13 protein-coding genes, 1 tRNA gene and 1 rRNA gene are annotated in these 16698 nt (G+C 47.4%); 11 read left to right on the forward strand and 4 right to left on the reverse strand.

The window, feature by feature from the left end; all coding sequences use genetic code 11:
* Positions 1 to 119 precede the first annotated feature (119 nt).
* Positions 120 to 235, forward strand: a 5S ribosomal RNA gene (gene rrf / locus BFR57_RS01270).
* Between the two features lie 394 nt (positions 236 to 629).
* On the opposite strand, the gene BFR57_RS01275 is transcribed toward rrf, so the two are convergent.
* Positions 630 to 4184, reverse strand: a complete 3555-nt coding sequence (locus BFR57_RS01275; RefSeq protein WP_071462277.1) for a translocation/assembly module TamB domain-containing protein — start codon at positions 4182 to 4184, stop codon at positions 630 to 632.
* Positions 4181 to 5938 carry an autotransporter assembly complex family protein gene (locus tag BFR57_RS01280; RefSeq protein ID WP_083404986.1) on the reverse strand — a complete coding sequence of 586 codons (1758 nt, stop codon included), beginning with the start codon at positions 5936 to 5938 and terminating at the stop codon, positions 4181 to 4183. Before BFR57_RS01280 ends, BFR57_RS01275 begins: the two co-directional genes overlap by 4 nt.
* Positions 5939 to 6007: 69 nt before the next feature.
* Here BFR57_RS01280 and BFR57_RS01285 point away from each other — a divergent pair, with 69 nt between their 5' ends.
* From BFR57_RS01285 to BFR57_RS01315, 7 genes are all read left to right on the forward strand, one after another.
* Entirely contained in the window at positions 6008 to 6865 is an 858-nt protein-coding gene (locus BFR57_RS01285) for an HDOD domain-containing protein (RefSeq protein ID WP_071462278.1), read from the forward strand.
* 78 nt (positions 6866 to 6943) lie between these two features.
* Positions 6944 to 7020, forward strand: a tRNA-Trp gene (locus BFR57_RS01290).
* A gap of 76 nt (positions 7021 to 7096) precedes the next feature.
* Entirely contained in the window at positions 7097 to 7426 is a 330-nt protein-coding gene (locus BFR57_RS01295) for a hypothetical protein (RefSeq protein ID WP_143441030.1), read from the forward strand.
* A complete protein-coding gene (rimI, locus tag BFR57_RS01300; RefSeq protein WP_071462280.1) occupies positions 7414 to 7854 on the forward strand; it encodes a ribosomal protein S18-alanine N-acetyltransferase in 441 nt (146 codons plus the stop codon). Before BFR57_RS01295 ends, rimI begins: the two co-directional genes overlap by 13 nt.
* 9 nt (positions 7855 to 7863) lie before the next feature.
* A complete protein-coding gene (gene deoC / locus BFR57_RS01305) occupies positions 7864 to 8592 on the forward strand; it encodes a deoxyribose-phosphate aldolase (RefSeq protein WP_071462281.1) in 729 nt (242 codons plus the stop codon).
* Positions 8593 to 8601: 9 nt separating this feature from the next.
* Complete coding sequence (deoA, locus tag BFR57_RS01310; RefSeq protein ID WP_071462282.1) at positions 8602 to 9924, forward strand: thymidine phosphorylase; 1323 nt, start codon at positions 8602 to 8604, stop codon at positions 9922 to 9924.
* Between the two features lie 5 nt (positions 9925 to 9929).
* Positions 9930 to 11129 (forward strand): phosphopentomutase, encoded by a 1200-nt coding sequence (locus BFR57_RS01315; protein ID WP_071462283.1) that lies wholly within the window; start codon positions 9930 to 9932, stop codon positions 11127 to 11129.
* Here BFR57_RS01315 and BFR57_RS01320 read toward each other — a convergent pair.
* Positions 11126 to 12817 (reverse strand): methyl-accepting chemotaxis protein, encoded by a 1692-nt coding sequence (locus tag BFR57_RS01320; RefSeq protein WP_071462759.1) that lies wholly within the window; start codon positions 12815 to 12817, stop codon positions 11126 to 11128. The two genes, BFR57_RS01315 and BFR57_RS01320, sit on opposite strands and share 4 nt — an antisense overlap.
* A gap of 184 nt (positions 12818 to 13001) precedes the next feature.
* On the opposite strand from BFR57_RS01320, the gene prfC reads away from it, so the two are divergent.
* Positions 13002 to 14600, forward strand: coding sequence for a peptide chain release factor 3 (prfC, locus tag BFR57_RS01325; protein ID WP_071462284.1), 1599 nt, complete (start codon positions 13002 to 13004; stop codon positions 14598 to 14600).
* Between the two features lie 5 nt (positions 14601 to 14605).
* On the forward strand, positions 14606 to 15379 hold the full coding sequence (locus BFR57_RS01330) for a TatD family hydrolase (protein ID WP_071462285.1): 774 nt from the start codon (positions 14606 to 14608) through the stop codon (positions 15377 to 15379).
* Here the strand turns inward: BFR57_RS01330 and BFR57_RS01335 are convergent.
* A complete protein-coding gene (locus BFR57_RS01335; RefSeq protein WP_071462286.1) occupies positions 15372 to 16019 on the reverse strand; it encodes a hypothetical protein in 648 nt (215 codons plus the stop codon). The two genes, BFR57_RS01330 and BFR57_RS01335, sit on opposite strands and share 8 nt — an antisense overlap.
* A gap of 36 nt (positions 16020 to 16055) precedes the next feature.
* Between BFR57_RS01335 and serB the strand changes: the two genes are divergently transcribed.
* On the forward strand, positions 16056 to 16697 hold the full coding sequence (gene serB / locus BFR57_RS01340) for a phosphoserine phosphatase SerB (protein ID WP_071462287.1): 642 nt from the start codon (positions 16056 to 16058) through the stop codon (positions 16695 to 16697).
* Position 16698: the final 1 nt, after the last annotated feature.

The following is a 16698-nucleotide window of genomic DNA, read 5'->3' on the forward strand; positions in this document are numbered from 1 at the left end:
CGTGAGACTTAACCATACAACACCCAAGGTGTTTGCTTGTTGAGCACGTAAGACGCTTTATCGARTTGAATAAGAGAGTGGCAGTACAATCAGCCGAATCCATGTTGTGACAGTTTATGTCTGGCGGCCATAGCGGTATGGCACCACCTGGCTCCATTCCGAACCCAGAAGTGAAACATACCAGCGCCGATGGTAGTGTGGGGTCTCCCCATGTGAGAGTAGGACACCGCCAGACTTCAAATAAACAATCCCTCGTGCGCAAGCACGGGGGATTTTTTTATGCCTGCTCGCCAGATGCACGTCGCGCCCGCAATACGTACGTCGCGCATTGTGCGCGACAATCCATATCGCCCCGTGCGCCCAAGGCGCACGCTACGGCCGCGATGGTATGACCGCACCGCGTACGTCGCGCATCCTGCGCGACAACCCACACCGCCTCGTGCGCCCAAGGCGCACGCTACGGTCGCGATGGTATGGCCGCGCCACGTACGTCGCGCATTGTGCGCGACAATCCACACCGCCCCGTGCGCAGAATGCGCACGCTACGACCGCATGATGGTATGGCCGCGCCACGTACGTCGCGCATTGTGCGCGACAATCCACACCGCCTCGTGCGCCCAAGGCGCACGCTACTTTTCGATGCTGTATATGATGTCGGCGCCTTGGCTTTCGGTTGATGATGTGGATTCGAACCACAGGTTATCGGTAAAACGATAGCGAAGATAAAAGCTCGAGGTCGACTCTATGAGTCCGATACCATATTTAATGTACAAATTTGGGGAAATGTATTTACCGATATATAACGATGTGTCATTTACATCTGACGTTTCAGAGTCGATGGCGACCTCATCTAAACTGAATGTTTCTTTTAAGGACTGGGTTAAAGCACCCGTTGTTTTACCACCCACTAATAGTGCGGCTTGTAACTCCAAATTTTGGCTTTCACTATTAGATGATGGACCACGTCCGAATAATAGATAGGAAAGCACACTGGCATCAGGCATGGTGGGGTCCGAGAAAAGGTCGAGTTCGGGTCGATTAAGTGTGCCGAGCACGCGCGCACCCACAGAATTCGGACCATCAGTCACTTCAGATAGTGAACGCGTTACTCGCAAGTTCAACGCTGGGTTTGATAAAGGTCCACCGTTAAAAATGAACTGCCCACGATCGATCGTTAATTTCTGACCATAAATTTCATAGTCACCACTGGCCACCGAAATCGTGCCATTACCAATAGGCACAGACTGTCCTGTTTGAACGACGTTTAAAGCGCCTTCTAAACGTCCTTTGAAACCATATGCATCTACACGTACATCGTCACCTAGGGTTATCTTCAAATCCGTTTTAACTGTGCGGGCTTGTGTATTACCTTGTTGACGCTGGACGACGATGACATCTGGTGAAGGTGTGACCGTTGACGAGAGATCGGGCGGTGTAATATTGGCATGAGGTATATTTACCTTGCCGGTTAACTGGATAACGTCTTCACCGATATTTAAGTTAAGGTCGGGTGAGGCTATTAAACGTATGCGGGGGGAGTCCATTACGACCAAGCTGTCGCCTGCTAGGCCAAGCTGGCCAGTAAAGTCTTTAAGGTCGAAATCACCATTAAGATCAAACGGACCGTCGCCAACGTTGCCCTGACCCTTGATCTTCAACTCAGAAGAGCTAGGACGCCCCGAGACTGAAATCACTGTATCTGAGATAGACGTACCAGTACGACTAATTAGCGCGTTGGCAATTTTAACGGTGGCATTAGGCGTTACCAGTAGTTGTTGGTTGCGCGTACTAAGCGTTGCTTGTGCATTTAATGAGCCATCAATTTGTGCGACTTGATTGGTAAAGGTTTGAATAATACTCAAGTCATCTAAATCGGCTGTTATCTTACCCTCAATGGAAGGTTGGCTAAGATTCGCGGCGACCCCTAAATCGGCATTTATGTCCGCACCTGTATCGATACTATTTAAGTTGAGTGTTACAGCAATCAACTTATCGTTAGTGCCTTTATTTAACGTTAACTTTGCTGTATCAAAGTCCACATGCTCTTCGTTTTGCTCAATACGAAGTTCATCAACTCCAAACTGACCCGTTAAAGATGCAATTTCAATTGCATTGTCTAAGTTAACGTTGGTATCAACCTCGCCCGATAGCGTACCGCCAATAACCAAGTCACTTAATGGAATAAAAGGCTCGATCAAGGCGAGTGGGAGGGCAGTAATAGAGACTGAAGCCTGTAATTGCTGATCGTTAGTGGTAGCTTCGACACAAATAAGCTCTTGCCGTTGAGTTAGACATAACTTTTCAAGATTAAGACGCTGGTCTCTCACGTTATAGACAAGGTCACTGGGATCACGAAGTTGGAAACGTCCGACGTCGGCTTGCCCCATAGAAAGTTGCTTAATCTGTGCTGTTAGCTGTTTGTCTGTAAGGGCTGTAGCTGTTTTGATAGATAGGTCGATATCGCGGTAGCTTAATTTTATTTGAGTTGTCTGCTCTGATAAATCACCGGAAAAGTCCAAGAGTAAATCTTCTAAAACACTTTCATCGATTTGAATACTTTTTGACTCAATTTTCATCGCTAGACTTGGCGCATCGATTGACCCTGAAAGCTCGCCTTCGCCGCTTAAACTGCCGGCTAAACTTATATTGGGGACAGGGAGATCGGACAGGTCCGGTGCATTGAGCGTTAAGTTGATCGCTGAGCCTGGACGCAGGTCACCGCTGGCAGATAAGGTATTATTGCGCCAATTTAAGTCTAGCTGTTCAACGAAAAGGTAAGGCGATTTAAAGCGAACATCAGCAGCTAGCTTGATCGGTTCACTTTTCCATTGACCCTGCAAATCAGTTGTCAGACTGAGATTATCTAAATTCGCGCGGGCTTTACCATGCACCTGATTGCTATTTTGTGTCATTGTGAGCCGTGAAATATCGAGTAGGTTATCAGCGAGTGCAATTTCAGCCGATATATCGATAGCATTTTGGTTTACGGGTTCAATAACAAAGTTAGGCGTTATCTTAAGATTATTTAGCGCCCCTACAATCTGCATGTTCAAATTTGAAAGCGTGGCTGCTTTGATTGATTGTGCGTTAACTTCTGAGCTTGTTACATTGAGGTCGAACTGTGGCGCCGCTGACAGCGTTACCGTTCCAGCAATCTCAACATTACTTTTCACTAAGCCCTCGATTGACGCTTGCAGAGGAGCGAATTCGATTCGATTATCGATATACTTTATCTCACCACTCAAACGAGTGAACTGCTCATTGACAAACAAGTCAAGCTCAGGATTTACCTGTATATTGGTCAAATTTCCCTCGGCTTTAATCTCACCTTTGAGACTACCGGTTTCAATACCTGACAAGGAGAATGCGCTTACCCATGGTTGCAATTCCGACTGCGCAATTTGCGTGGTTGACTTAAAACTTAGATCTTGCAGCAACGCATCAAGGGTAAATCTTGTCTTGCTTTCAATGGCTTTTTGAGTGGTTAGTGTTCCTTGCAACTGATGGGCATCGCCACCGGCAGAGAGCAGGATCTGTGTTTTAGGATAATCAGGCACTCGTATAAAGATATTCGATTCAACACTAATGGATTTGTTGCTGTTTAGTCCCACGCGAGCATCTAGCTGCATCGTCGCATAGTTGTGAGTAATATCGAGTTGATTAATAGCAAGCTGACCATTCCTCTCGAGTGCCACGCCACCCGTCACACTAAATGACTGCGCTGGCTGCCCAGGTAAATGAAGTAGTACATCATCTATGCTCAGCTGAGCTAAAACTAAGTCTAACGGAAGCCTTACTTCAGGCCATGGCGTTGGACCCGCAGTTTTGTTGCTTTGTTCATCGTTGGCTCTTAGCCACGCTTCGGCGGCCGTAACGGTTATTGCATCAATGTGTGCCGTACCACCGAAGAGTTCCAACGGAGACCAATGAACTGACAGGTTTTGACTATGCAGGCTAAAGCTATCCGTATCGATCTTTAGGTCGTCAAATTGAAAATCATTCAGTAAAGCACCTTGATAACGACTAAAAGAGATTTGTTGGGGTAAGTATTCACTTACTTTTGTTACCAGCCATTGACTACCCGCATCTGTACCCAATACGGCATAAAGAGGTAAAATCAGAGCTAGACATAGGCCGACAAAGCCGTACAAAAAGGCTTTTGCGAGTCGTTTATAAAGCGTCATAGATCGGGTCCAATGGTTAAGTGAATGCGCCAAGGGTTATTAGGTTCATCGATAGCTTGGGCTAAGTCGATACGAACTGAACCAATAGGTGATATCCAACGCAATCCAATACCAACACTTTGCTTGAGTGGTTGGTTAGGTTCTAGCATGGCATTACCGATATCGGTAAACGCTGCGACTCGCCAGTTTTCGGCGAACCGGTAATCAATTTCGGCGCTTGCGACCGCGAGGTAACGACCACCGATCACGTCGCCAGAGCCATCCTCTGGACCCAACTGTTCGTATGCATAGCCACGAACGCTTTGATCACCACCTGCAAAGAAACGCAATGAGGGAGGAATATCTTCGAAACTATTGGTGTACATGGCGCCTATTTCAGCACGGGCAAGTAGGCGCCAATTATCGAGTAACGGAACAACCGACTTGAGTTCGAAACGACCCCGAATTAAGTTCGCCTCCGAGAACACGTCTTTCGAAGCTGTTTGTAAACTAAAGTTGGCCCGCCAACCGCGGCTGATATTAACGCGCTCATCGGCTGACAAGTACCGCCACTCAATGGTTGGAACAAAAAGCTGAGCATTACCACTTTGTTGACCTATTTCAAAGTCCTCGTTGAGCCAATAGGCACCGACATCGTATTGCCAATGTTTAAAAGCGCGAATTTCCGCCGCTCCTATTTTTATTAGCTGACTTTCTTGGCTGTCTGTCGTTTTGTCTGCAAGTTGCGTACGAAATTGATAGGAGTCAGTTTGCGGGCGGGGCCCCGGGATTTGATATAAGGCTGTTAACCGACTCTCAAATTGTGAAAGTTGCAACTGACTTTTAAACTGATGACCCTCGGAATTTATCCAACGACGGTCATAGCCCGCGGTAATGCGCGCTCCTGTATCAGTCCCATAACCCAATCCAAAACGATAATGAGTGCGCTGGTTGGGGGTTGTATCAACTTGAATAGGAACTTGGTTTTGCTCGGCTTGATCCCACAGCGCGTTCACCTGAACGGTTTCGAAGTAGCCACTTTCAGAGAGATTGACCTGTAAATCACTTAAATTACCCGTGTTAAAGGGATCTGACTTTTCAAAGCGTGGGTAGCGTTGAAGTAAGTCCTCACTAATATACTCAGCATTAAAGTCTATAGCGCCGAATTGATAACGCGCACCACTATTGAAAGTAGCATTAATCGAGGCCGTGTTTGCCTCAGTATCGACTCGTACATTGGCCTTTTCCCATTCCGCATCGCGGTAGCCACGTTGAGCCGCTAGGCTGAGTAGCTGTGTTTTAAGTTGTTCATAAGGGGCATGCTCAAACACATGACCTTGCTTGAGTGTCGAGTTCTCTATCACAGAGCGAAAAACGTTGTCGTGCTTAGCGTCGCCTTTAAGTAACCATTGGACATCAGTTAAGCGCACCGGTTGGTTGAGTGTTATAGTGTAGCGCGCCTGCCAGCCCTCTTCAGTTGAGTCGAGTTGGCTGCTAATTTTTACGTTATAATAGCCAAATGGTTCGAGTGCTGTGCGAATCTCATTTTCAGCGCGTTTAAAAAAGAAACGGATTTGAAATGGTCGATAATCCTTGTCTTGATTTAAGTTGGCAATTTGCACATAACTTTTGATATTGTCTAGCAACTTGCCGTCGACACCATCGAAAGCCACGTTAACTTTTGCCTGCAGACTAGCGCAAATCGAGATGGCACACAGTGCGAGAAGATATTTTATACGTTTCTTAATGCGGGTGGACATAATGTTCTTTTTCATGCGGTTAACTACGAAAAATAATCGCACGTTGATCTCTGCAAAGTAAACTCTTGTTGAGGAGATTTATTAATGTCAGTTGCTTTGACATCTGAGCAAAAAAAATTACTCACGCAAATGACACTGCCACCTCGTTCTGAGACGTTAGCCGCGTTGAAGAGAGAGATGACAGTCGATGAGCCTCATATTGAGACTATGGCAGAACTAATCACCAAGGATATCGGCCTCTCTGGCCAGATTCTAAGCGTCGTGAATTCATCGGCATTTAGCCCCGTTCAAAAAGTAGACTCAATAAAGCAAGCGGTAATGATGCTAGGTATTGAACAACTCATGCCGTTGATCCGAGCGGCCTCGTTAAAGTCGTCGCTAATTAGTCATGGGTTTCTTGCTGACTATTGGCGCTATAACGAATGGACAGCGCAAGCTTGCTTAGTTGTTGCTCGATTGCTTAATCGCGAACGCCTAGCGCATTACGCGTATCAATTCGGTCTCTTTCAAGGCGCTGGCGTGCCGCTGCTTTACCTTAATTTCGAGGGCTACGAACAATTTATAAAACAGTCTAATCGTATTGGATGGAGTGAAATTGCGACTCAAGAAGAAGCTTCTCTCGCGATTTCTCACGCGACAGCGAGCGCGGCACTTGCGCAATACTGGCGGTTACCCGCGACCATGGTGAAAATGTTTTACTTCTACTATCAAGTTGATGCGGCCGAACGGGTGGGCGGCTCATCATCGGCCATAGCTGAAATCATTGCTATCCACAGACTGGCACGTTATAGCATTGACCAGCAGACCCGAAGCATTGCCGGCGATCAAGACTGGCAACGATTCAAGTCGTCCGCAATGGCGGCTTTTCAATTAACAGAAGCAAATGTGACAAGGCTGGTCGACAGTAGCATTGAGCAGGTCTTTGGTTCTTCAGCTGGTTAAATAAACAGCGATCAAGCAGGACAAAGGCAGTTTGTGCTTGCTACATTCAATTAGGTCAGTATAATTCTCGACAGCAGTAGGGGCGTAGTTCCAATTGGTAGAACAGCGGTCTCCAAAACCGACGGTTGGGGGTTCGAATCCCTCCGCCCCTGCCACTGCTTCCTTTCTTATTCTGGCATATCTTAGCGCTCTGCTTTAAACTGCATACTAAATTATGCGGATCAAATGCTGATGAAATTATCAAAATTACAATCACGTGTGCTTGATGAAATGGGCATCCCGCGCTGGACCCTCAAATCACAGCAAGCTCAAGTATCGAGTGAAGAAGCGGCATATTGGTATCGAGTGGGTCCGCTGTATTTAAAGTCGTCAAAGCCCCTACCTGTGCAACTGCCGCAATGGTTGCAAGATCTGGTTTTACTGTTTGATACGCGCCCGACCGCGATAAAACCCCCGATTCAAGCGGATTCGGTTATTTCTGTCGATGAAGTGAATCCCCAGATTAATACGCCTTCAGCAAAAAAAGCACTTTGGCTTACAATTCAGCAATGTCAAAAATAGACGTTTTTCAGACTAAGCCATGTCCGGTTTTATTTGATATTGAGCGCCGAGCTCATGCGTACCCCTGGTCGGAAGTGGTTTTTTTTCAACCTCCGAGTATCGGCACGCTTTGGTGGGCTTTGAAGGTTGATGACCATATCGTAGGGTTTGCCAATACCCAGTTAATCGCCGATGAACTGACTTTACATAACATCGCAATCGATCCTGACTTTCAGGGGCGGGGACTGGGTCAGTGTTTATTACGCCATATTTTGGATTATGCTGATAAGCACAATGCACTGATGTTTTTAGAAGTAAGAGAGTCGAATGCACCGGCAATACATGTCTATCAACAGGCAGGTTTTAAACCAGTAGGGCGCCGACCAAATTATTACGCGTCGGACACCGGGCGCGAGAGCGCTTTGGTTATGCGAAGAGAATCAATTTAAGAGGTTACTATGAACAAGCAGGCAGCGTTAGCATTTAGGTGTATGGATTTAACATCGTTAGGTAACCACGACACACCTGACATGATTGAGGCATTGTGTGCTAAAGCGAGCTATCAGTCTCATCATGTTGCTGCTATATGTGTCTTTCCAGAACACGTAACAACAGCTAAACGGGCGCTTCAAGCGCAAGGCTTGTCGACGGTGCCGGTTGCCACGGTCACCAACTTTCCACAAGGCGGAACGGACGTTATGCGTGCTGTTGAGGAAACGCAGCGTGCGATTGCAGCCGGAGCAGATGAAATTGACGTAGTGTTGCCTTACCATGCGTTGTTGGCGGGGGATAAGAAAATATGCGAACAACTGGTAAGTCAGGTTAAAGACGCTTGCGGAACTGATATTTTGTTGAAGGTCATTATAGAGAGTGGTGAGTTGCAAACGGCTGCACAAATACGCTTGGCAAGCCTGCTCAGTATTGCGCAAGGTGCGGACTTCATTAAAACCTCTACAGGTAAAGTGCCGATCAATGCGACCTTGGAAGCTGCCGAGCAGATGTTGACGGTCATTGCAGAGAACAATCCCCGTTGCGGATTTAAAGCGGCGGGCGGCATTAGAACGTTAACTGATGCGTGTGACTACTTCGATTTAGCTGAGCGTATTTTAGGTGCTGATTACGTTACCCCCAGTTATTTCCGCTTAGGTGCGAGTAGCTTATTAAAGGACTTAATTGAGAGCCGTTAGGAGAGATATATGTCGCTTACACGAGAAATCATCCGCATCAAACGTGATGGTGGCGAGTTAGATGAAACATCTCTCGCTGCTTTTATAAAAGGCATTACCGATGAGACGGTGAGTGAGTCACAAATTGCGGCCATGGCCATGGCTATTTATCTTAACGGAATGTCGGACACCGAGACGATGTTACTTACTCGTTACATGCGTGACTCGGGCGATGTACTTGATTGGCAATCGCTACAGTTGGATGGTCCTGTATTAGACAAACACTCAACCGGTGGTGTGGGCGATAACGTCAGTTTAATGCTCGGTCCAATCATTGCTGCGTGCGGCGGCTATGTACCTATGATTTCGGGACGAGGCTTGGGTCACACCGGTGGCACACTCGATAAATTTGATTCTATCCCCGGTTACCAAACACATCCCTCTAATGACGTATTCAGAAACACGGTTCGTGATGTTGGGGTGGCCATTATCGGTCAAACAGGCTCCTTAGCGCCTGCCGATAAACGTTTCTATGCAACCCGCGACGTTACATCAACTGTTGAATCATTACCTTTGATCACGGCATCGATTTTATCGAAAAAGCTAGCCGAAGGGTTGGATGGTTTAGTGCTTGATGTAAAAGCAGGTAACGGCGCCTTCATGGACAATGAGCAGAAAGCCAGAGCAATGGCCGACACTCTAGTCCGTGTAGGCTCCCAATTAGGTGTACCGACACGCGCTATTATTACTGATATGAACCAACCACTCGCGCCGTGTGCTGGCAACGCGATAGAAGTTCGTAGCGCTATTAATTATTTGTCCGGAGCATATCAACCTAATCGTCTGCATCAGGTGACCGTTGCGCTGGCTGTCGAAGCGCTGCTCGCGGGTGGGCTTGCACCTGATGAATATACCGCCAGAGCAAAAATTGATGAGGCTCTAGACTCAGGTGCGGCGCTCGAGCTGTTCCAACGTATGGTATATGCGCTTGGAGGTCCTCAGGATCTGGCCGAAAAAATGGATAATTACCTACCCCGAGCCGAGGTGATTAAACCCGTTTTGGCTAAAAAGCAAGGCTATATTTCTCAGATACATGCCCGGGAACTAGGTAATATTGTGGTTAGCCTCGGAGGAGGACGTTTAACGTCAAGTGATACGTTGAACTACAGCGTCGGTATATCCGACATTTTGGAATTAGGCATGAGCGTTGATTCGGGGCAGCCGATGGCAGTAATACATGCTGCGAGTGAGAGCGACTGGCAGCATGCCGCAATGCAACTGCATGAAGCTATTCACATCGATACACAAAAACCTCAAGTTAACGAGGTTATCTATGCGAGCCAACGAGGTTAATTAGGATGAAACGCGCTATTGTTGTGGTACTTGACTCTTTTGGTTTAGGAGAAGCCCCCGATGCCTCAGATTTTGGGGATGCGGGTGCCGACACCTTGGGCCATATCGCTGAGCATCAAGCTCGCAACAATCAGCCGCTCAACGTGCCGCACATGGCTCAATTAGGACTTTGGCATGCGCACAAGGGAGCTACCGCTAAACAGCTTGTGGATCTCGACGATATTACCGTTAAAGGACTTTATGGCTGGGCTGCGGAGTGTTCTTCGGGTAAAGACACGCCTTCAGGGCATTGGGAATTGATGGGACTCCCTGTGCATTACGATTGGGGTTATTTTTTAGATAAACAAAACAGCTTCCCCGATAAGTTGTTGCAGCAATTATGTGAGCGAGCTCAACTGAGTGGTGTGCTGGGTAATTGCCATGCCTCAGGCACACAAATTATTGAGCAATGGGGTGAGCAACATCAGCGCTCTCACCAGCCGATCGTATACACATCGGCGGATTCAGTATTTCAAATTGCGGCCCATGAAGAATCGTTTGGGTTAGAGCGCCTATATCAGGTATGCGAAATTGCTCGCGACTTAGTCGACGAATATAACATTGGACGAGTTATTGCGCGCCCGTTTGTAGGCGATAGTACTGCGGGCTACGTGCGCACCAGTCATCGTCGAGATTACGCTACACCGCCGCATGGCAAGACACTGCTTGATCATGTCATCGCCGGAGGAGGTGAAGTTCATGCAGTCGGAAAAATCAGTGATATTTTTGCCGGTCGGGGGATCAGCGCAAGTTATAAAGCCAGCGATACATCAGATTTAGTGGATAAAACATTGGAACTGATGCAAACCAAACAGCAGGACAAATGCCTTATTTTTACTAATCTAGTCGCTTTTGACACGCTGTACGGCCATCGTAGGAACGTTGAGGGGTATGCTCAGGAGCTCGAAGCTTTTGATAAGCGGTTAGCTGAGCTTATACAGGCGATGCAACCTGATGATTTACTGGTACTGACAGCGGATCACGGTTGCGACCCAACGTGGCCTGGCAGTGATCATACTCGCGAGTTTGTACCTTTACTCTGTTACAGTCCTCGCTTGAAGAGCGGCAGTTTAGGCCAGCGGCAAAGCTTTGCTGATTTAGGTCAAACCTTAGCACATTGGTTAGCGGTTGATGCCACCGAGAGTGGCATCAACATGTTTGATTAATCGACTTTGTAACGTTTGACTAACTGTTCGAGACGTTGCGCGGTATCAGTCAGTTCACCCATGGTATCGCCCGCCTCGCGCGTACCTTGCGCGGTTCGCTCAGCGATTTCAACGATAGTGGACATATTTTGATCGATCGTTTGTGACACTGACGTTTGTTCTTCCGCCGCCGTTGCAATTTGAGCGTTCTGCGAGTTAATAGTGTTCACTGCTTCTAGCACTTGTTTTAGCGACTGTTCTACTTCGCCCGCACGTTCAACGCTTTGACTGCTTCCTTCTCTTATCGCTCCCATAACGTCAGACACTTGATTACTACTTAATTGCAGCTGTTCAATCATCTGCTCAATTTCATGCGTGCTGTCTTGAGTGCGTTTAGCCAGTGTTCTGACTTCATCCGCGACAACTGCAAAGCCTCTTCCCGCTTCGCCTGCGCGAGCAGATTCGATAGCGGCGTTGAGCGCCAATAAATTGGTTTGATCAGCAATGGAGCGAATGACATCAAGCACGCCTCCAATCTGAGCCGATTGATTTGCGAGGTTATCCACCGAATGACTACCGCGCTCGACTTTATCCGCTAATCCATGAATCACGCTAACAGCCTGCTTTAACAGGCCTGAGGCATCGTAAACGAGCTTTTCGGCGTTTTCAGCGGCCCCGGACGCTTCAGATGCGCTTGCCGCAACTTGCTGAGAGGCCGCCGCGAGCTCATTAATAGCGGTCGCCACCTGTTCGCTCTCTAACTGTTGTTCGCCAACACCGTCTTGAGCTTGCTGAAGCACACCTGATAATTGTTGCGTCGACTCATTTACCATGGATGCCGACTCGCGTACGCGTATTATTAAATCAGATACTTGATCACCGAAACGATTAAAAGCAGCCCCTAAATCAGCGAGTTCATCATGGCTATCAGTCGCCAAGCGGCGAGTTAAGTCACCATCACCAGTGGCTATTTCATCCATCGCCGCCAATGCTTTTGCAAGTGGGCGAGTGATGCTACGCACTACGGTCAGGGCGATAAAAGCAGTAATTAATAGCGCAATAATGCTAGCTAATAAGGTTTGCCAAAGCGCCTCTGCTATAGAGTTTTGTACATTGCTTTCGAGTGCTGCTGCGCGTTGCTGTAAACCTTCAACCCAAAATCCTGTTCCGATCACCCAGTCCCAAGCTTCTATGTATTCCGCATAGCCAAGCTTGGGTGCGACACGTTTGTTGTTATTTTGCCAATCATAAGCGACGTAACCACCGCCGTTCTTTGCCGCTTTGATTAAATCTCTGATCAGATAGACGCCATTGGGATCTTGAAAGTCATAAAGGTCACGCCCATTGAGGCCTTGATTAACGCCATGTGCCACATTAATACCATCTGAGTCATAAACAAAAAGGTAGCCCAGGTCACCAGAGTCATCAAAGCGCAGTTGTTCGATGATTTGTTTCGCACGCGCTTGCCGTTCAGCTAGAGAACCCAGCGATGGGTCGTCAACTAAGTGTTGGATCGATGAACGTGCTAAGGCTAGGTAATTCGCTAGAGAGTTGCGCGCATCTTTCTGCATCTGCTCGGTAAACTGCTCAACAGCGGCGTCACCGATGTTATTCGATTGCTGAAAGTTAAACCAAGTAAGAAAGATGGCTATTAATGCCGGCGGTACGAGTGCCAAAATAAATACTTTAGCTCGAATATTGAATCTCATGGGCGTTTCACTTTTATTGGAATGACTTTTCAAATTATATAATAGGCGATTGAGAGCCTCACTAAGACATTTGTCTTGGCCTAGTGAAAAAACTGTAAACTCTGAGTCGCCTGTCGGCATTGTTTCTAGCGCGTAAATCAGCGAAAATACTCCCTTTAAATCGGCCGATATGCGAGAAAGTTAAATGTCAGATGTGAGTGTCGCGAAACAAATTAAGCAAGAGGTAGATAAGCGTCGTACCTTTGCCATAATTTCCCACCCGGATGCTGGTAAAACCACCATCACCGAAAAAGTGCTTTTGCATGGTCAACAGATTCAAAAAGCGGGCACTGTTAAAGGTAAAAAATCGGGTCAGCACGCCAAATCTGACTGGATGGAAATGGAACAGGAGCGAGGTATCTCTGTTACCACCTCGGTTATGCAGTTCCCGTATCACTCTTCGCTGGTCAACTTGTTAGATACACCTGGGCACGAAGACTTCTCTGAAGATACCTATCGTACACTTACAGCCGTAGATTCGTGTCTTATGGTGATCGATGGCGCTAAGGGTGTTGAGGATCGTACGATCAAATTAATGGAAGTGACGCGGTTACGCGATACACCAATCATTACGTTCATGAACAAACTCGACCGTGACATACGAGATCCTTTGGAGTTATTGGATGAGGTCGAAGATGTTTTAAAAATTATGTGTGCGCCTATCACGTGGCCGATCGGTTCCGGTAAAAACTTCAAAGGTGTTTATCATTTGTTACGTGACGAGACGATCCTTTATAAAACCGGCCAAGGCCATATGATTCAAGATGTCGATATTATTAAAGGCCTTGATAATCCAGAGCTCGACAAGCGCATAGGTGTATGGGCAGAAGAGTTACGCGAGCAAATTGAGTTAGTGAATGGTGCGTCGAACCCGTTTGATAAAGAAATGTTCCTAGCGGGCGAGTTGACTCCGGTATTTTTTGGTACTGCATTGGGTAACTTTGGCGTCGACCACATGCTAGATGGCTTGGTCGAATGGGCGCCAAAACCTCAACCACGCGAGACCGATGAAGGCGAAGCCGTTGCTGCAGAAAATGCTGGCTTTTCTGGTTTTGTCTTTAAGATACAAGCTAACATGGATCCGCGTCACCGAGATCGGGTGGCGTTTTTGAGAATTGTGTCCGGTAAATACGAAAAAGGCATGAAAATGAAGCAAGTACGGACGGGAAAAGACGTGCGTATTAGTGATGCTTTGACGTTTTTAGCGGGGGACCGTGCACATGTTGAGGAGGCTTACCCCGGCGATATCATTGGCTTGCATAACCATGGCACGATCCAGATTGGCGATACGTTCACCAGTGGTTCTGACTTTAAGTTTAGTGGTATTCCTAACTTTGCTCCAGAGCTATTCCGCCGTATCCGATTAAAAGATCCACTCAAGCAGAAGCAGTTATTAAAGGGGCTTGTACAGTTATCAGAAGAAGGTGCCGTGCAGGTATTTCGTCCATTGATCAGTAACGATTTGATTGTAGGGGCTGTGGGCGTACTGCAGTTTGACGTCGTGGTACACAGACTCAAAACCGAATATAAAGTGGATGCAATGTATGAAAACATCAATGTTGCCACCGCTCGCTGGGTGTCTGGTGATGAACGCAAAGTAGATGAGTTTCGCCGTAAAGCCGAAGCTAACTTGGCGCTTGATGGCGGCGATAATCTAACTTACATCGCACCGACCATGGTGAACTTGAGTTTAGCGGAAGAGCGCCACCCTGATATCACCTTTAGCCACACGCGTGAACACTAACCGTTATGCCTCTTTACGACACCCATTGTCACTTGGATTTCGCTGCTTTTGATAATGACCGTGAAGAGGTCGTTGCGGCTGCTCAAGCGAAGGGTGTCGAGCGCTTTATGTTGCTCGGTGTGGCTGCGCAACAATGGCCAAAACTCATCGATGTGTGCCAGCAGTTTTCTGCTGAGTTTCGGTTTTCGCTGGGCTTACATCCTTACTTCATCGAACAACATGAAGTCGAGCATATTAAAACTTTGGCGGACTGCTTCGAGTCGCTGTCGGGAATCGCACAATCACAGTGCAAAGCGATAGGTGAGATTGGTTTAGATGCCACCTGTGCGAAGCCCGAGCTTCAACTCTCGCTGCTTAATAAGCAACTCGGTTTAGCGACCGATTATCAATTGCCGGTTATTTTACATCATCGCAAGACCTTAGATGAGCTTTTAAAAGCCGTGCGGAACGCGGGCATTGAACGTGGTGTAGTGCATGCATTTTCGGGCAGTTACGAGCAAGCAAATGCGTGGGTAGAGCAAGGTTTCAAGCTCGGTGTAGGCGGTACTATCACTTACTTAAGAGCAAAGAAAACGCGTGATGCCATCACTCGCATAGGCGTTGAGCATTTAGTATTAGAAACGGACGCGCCTGATATGCCAGTCTGCGGTTACCAAGGTCAACGTAATGAGCCTCAGCGAGTCAAACTGATACTCGATAGTCTAGCTGAGTTATTGCAAGAGTCACCGAATGAACTGTCTTCGGTGCTCTGGCAAAATAGTCTAGCATTGTTCAACTAAAATACTTTTTGCGTTGCTTCTTAACCCAGCGCCTATCGCGGATGCGATTAAATCCAAGTACTATCATTCCTCCCGTCATTAGCGCCAGTAAGAGTAAAGTTTTTCCCTGAGCGGTCAAGTTAACCAACGCTTGCTGACTTGATTTGAGTACCTGCTGCTTGTCGAACATGACTTGTAAATAGCCTTGGTTGAGGGAGGTATCACCGATGGGTTGAATAAAGATCCAAGGTTCGGGTTGGCGGGCTGGGTAATCAATGACTGAATAAGAGTCACCGATGGCGAGTTCGTTTACGCCCGTAGGGCTTTTTAGCACCACACTTAATACGGAGGGGCGATTTTCAAGCGATGTTGCAAGTTGACGCAAACCCTCTTGATTGCCGTTGGCAATAAATACTTGAGCCGCAGATGCCGTCTGCTCAAGAACAAAGTTCAACTGTTGTCGCGTATTCCGTTCAAGTTGTTGTTGCGCTTGGTTCGTGGCAATATTCCAAATACTGTACATCAATACTAATAGCGCGGCAGCAGCGAGAAAGCGCAGCAGTCTTTTAAACGCGAGCCGAGTTAAGCGTTGCAACTTAGCCGCAGGAAAACGGCCCATTAGCTCACTTAGCGTGTGTTTTGGCAGTGCGTTATGCTTCACTCGTGGATACCTATTCCAGCCATTTAAGGAAACTCTATGCTAAACCATTCTGGGTTGATTGTCTTTGATATGGACTCAACCTTGATTTCAATTGAGTGTATCGATGAAATTGCGAACTTGCTAGGGCAGCGTGATGCGGTGGCTGCGATAACTGAGCAGGCCATGCGTGGCGAAATTGATTTCGCCGCCAGTCTTACACAGCGTGTAGCGCTGTTAGAGGGTATCGATGTTTCGCTGTTTAATAAGTTGTTTACTCCCATTCCGCTGACTCAGGGAGCTCAGGCTCTGATTGATTATTGTAAGTCGAGGCACTGGTATTGCGTAGTAGTATCGGGTGGTTTTAGCTGGTTTACTGGGCGCGTTGCAGAACAGCTTGGCTTAGATATGCACGTGGCTAACGAGCTTGAAATGCACAATGGTAAGTTGACGGGGAAGGTATCGGGGACAATTGTCGATGGACACAAGAAAGCACAAGTACTCCAGGATTTGAGGCGGCAACTACCCGTTAATGCGCCGGTTGTCGCCGTGGGTGACGGTGCTAATGACCAATGGATGTTACAAGCTGCGGATATCGGTATTGCTTTCTGTGCCAAACCCGTGCTGCAACAAGTGGCAGATATCAGTGTCTCGCAACCCGATTTGGCACTGATTATTAACGAACTGGAAGATCGCTGTTGAA

The sequence above is a fragment of the Idiomarina sp. MD25a genome, from assembly GCF_001870515.1.
Taxonomy (GTDB): Bacteria; Pseudomonadota; Gammaproteobacteria; order Enterobacterales; family Alteromonadaceae; genus Idiomarina.

Bases quoted from the DNA above. Each gene is read 5' to 3' on its own strand.
- rimI (WP_071462280.1), top strand. From the start codon at position 7,414: ATGTCAAAAATAGACGTTTTTCAGACTAAGCCATGTCCGGTTTTATTT.
- BFR57_RS01295 (WP_143441030.1), top strand. From the start codon at position 7,097: ATGAAATTATCAAAATTACAATCACGTGTGCTTGATGAAATGGGCATC.
- BFR57_RS01285 (WP_071462278.1), top strand. From the start codon at position 6,008: ATGTCAGTTGCTTTGACATCTGAGCAAAAAAAATTACTCACGCAAATG.
- BFR57_RS01330 (WP_071462285.1), top strand. From the start codon at position 14,606: ATGCCTCTTTACGACACCCATTGTCACTTGGATTTCGCTGCTTTTGAT.
- BFR57_RS01320 (WP_071462759.1), bottom strand. From the start codon at position 12,817: ATGAGATTCAATATTCGAGCTAAAGTATTTATTTTGGCACTCGTACCG.
- BFR57_RS01315 (WP_071462283.1), top strand. From the start codon at position 9,930: ATGAAACGCGCTATTGTTGTGGTACTTGACTCTTTTGGTTTAGGAGAA.
- prfC (WP_071462284.1), top strand. From the start codon at position 13,002: ATGTCAGATGTGAGTGTCGCGAAACAAATTAAGCAAGAGGTAGATAAG.
- deoC (WP_071462281.1), top strand. From the start codon at position 7,864: ATGAACAAGCAGGCAGCGTTAGCATTTAGGTGTATGGATTTAACATCG.
- deoA (WP_071462282.1), top strand. From the start codon at position 8,602: ATGTCGCTTACACGAGAAATCATCCGCATCAAACGTGATGGTGGCGAG.
- BFR57_RS01275 (WP_071462277.1), bottom strand. From the start codon at position 4,184: ATGACGCTTTATAAACGACTCGCAAAAGCCTTTTTGTACGGCTTTGTC.
- BFR57_RS01280 (WP_083404986.1), bottom strand. From the start codon at position 5,938: ATGAAAAAGAACATTATGTCCACCCGCATTAAGAAACGTATAAAATAT.
- serB (WP_071462287.1), top strand. From the start codon at position 16,056: ATGCTAAACCATTCTGGGTTGATTGTCTTTGATATGGACTCAACCTTG.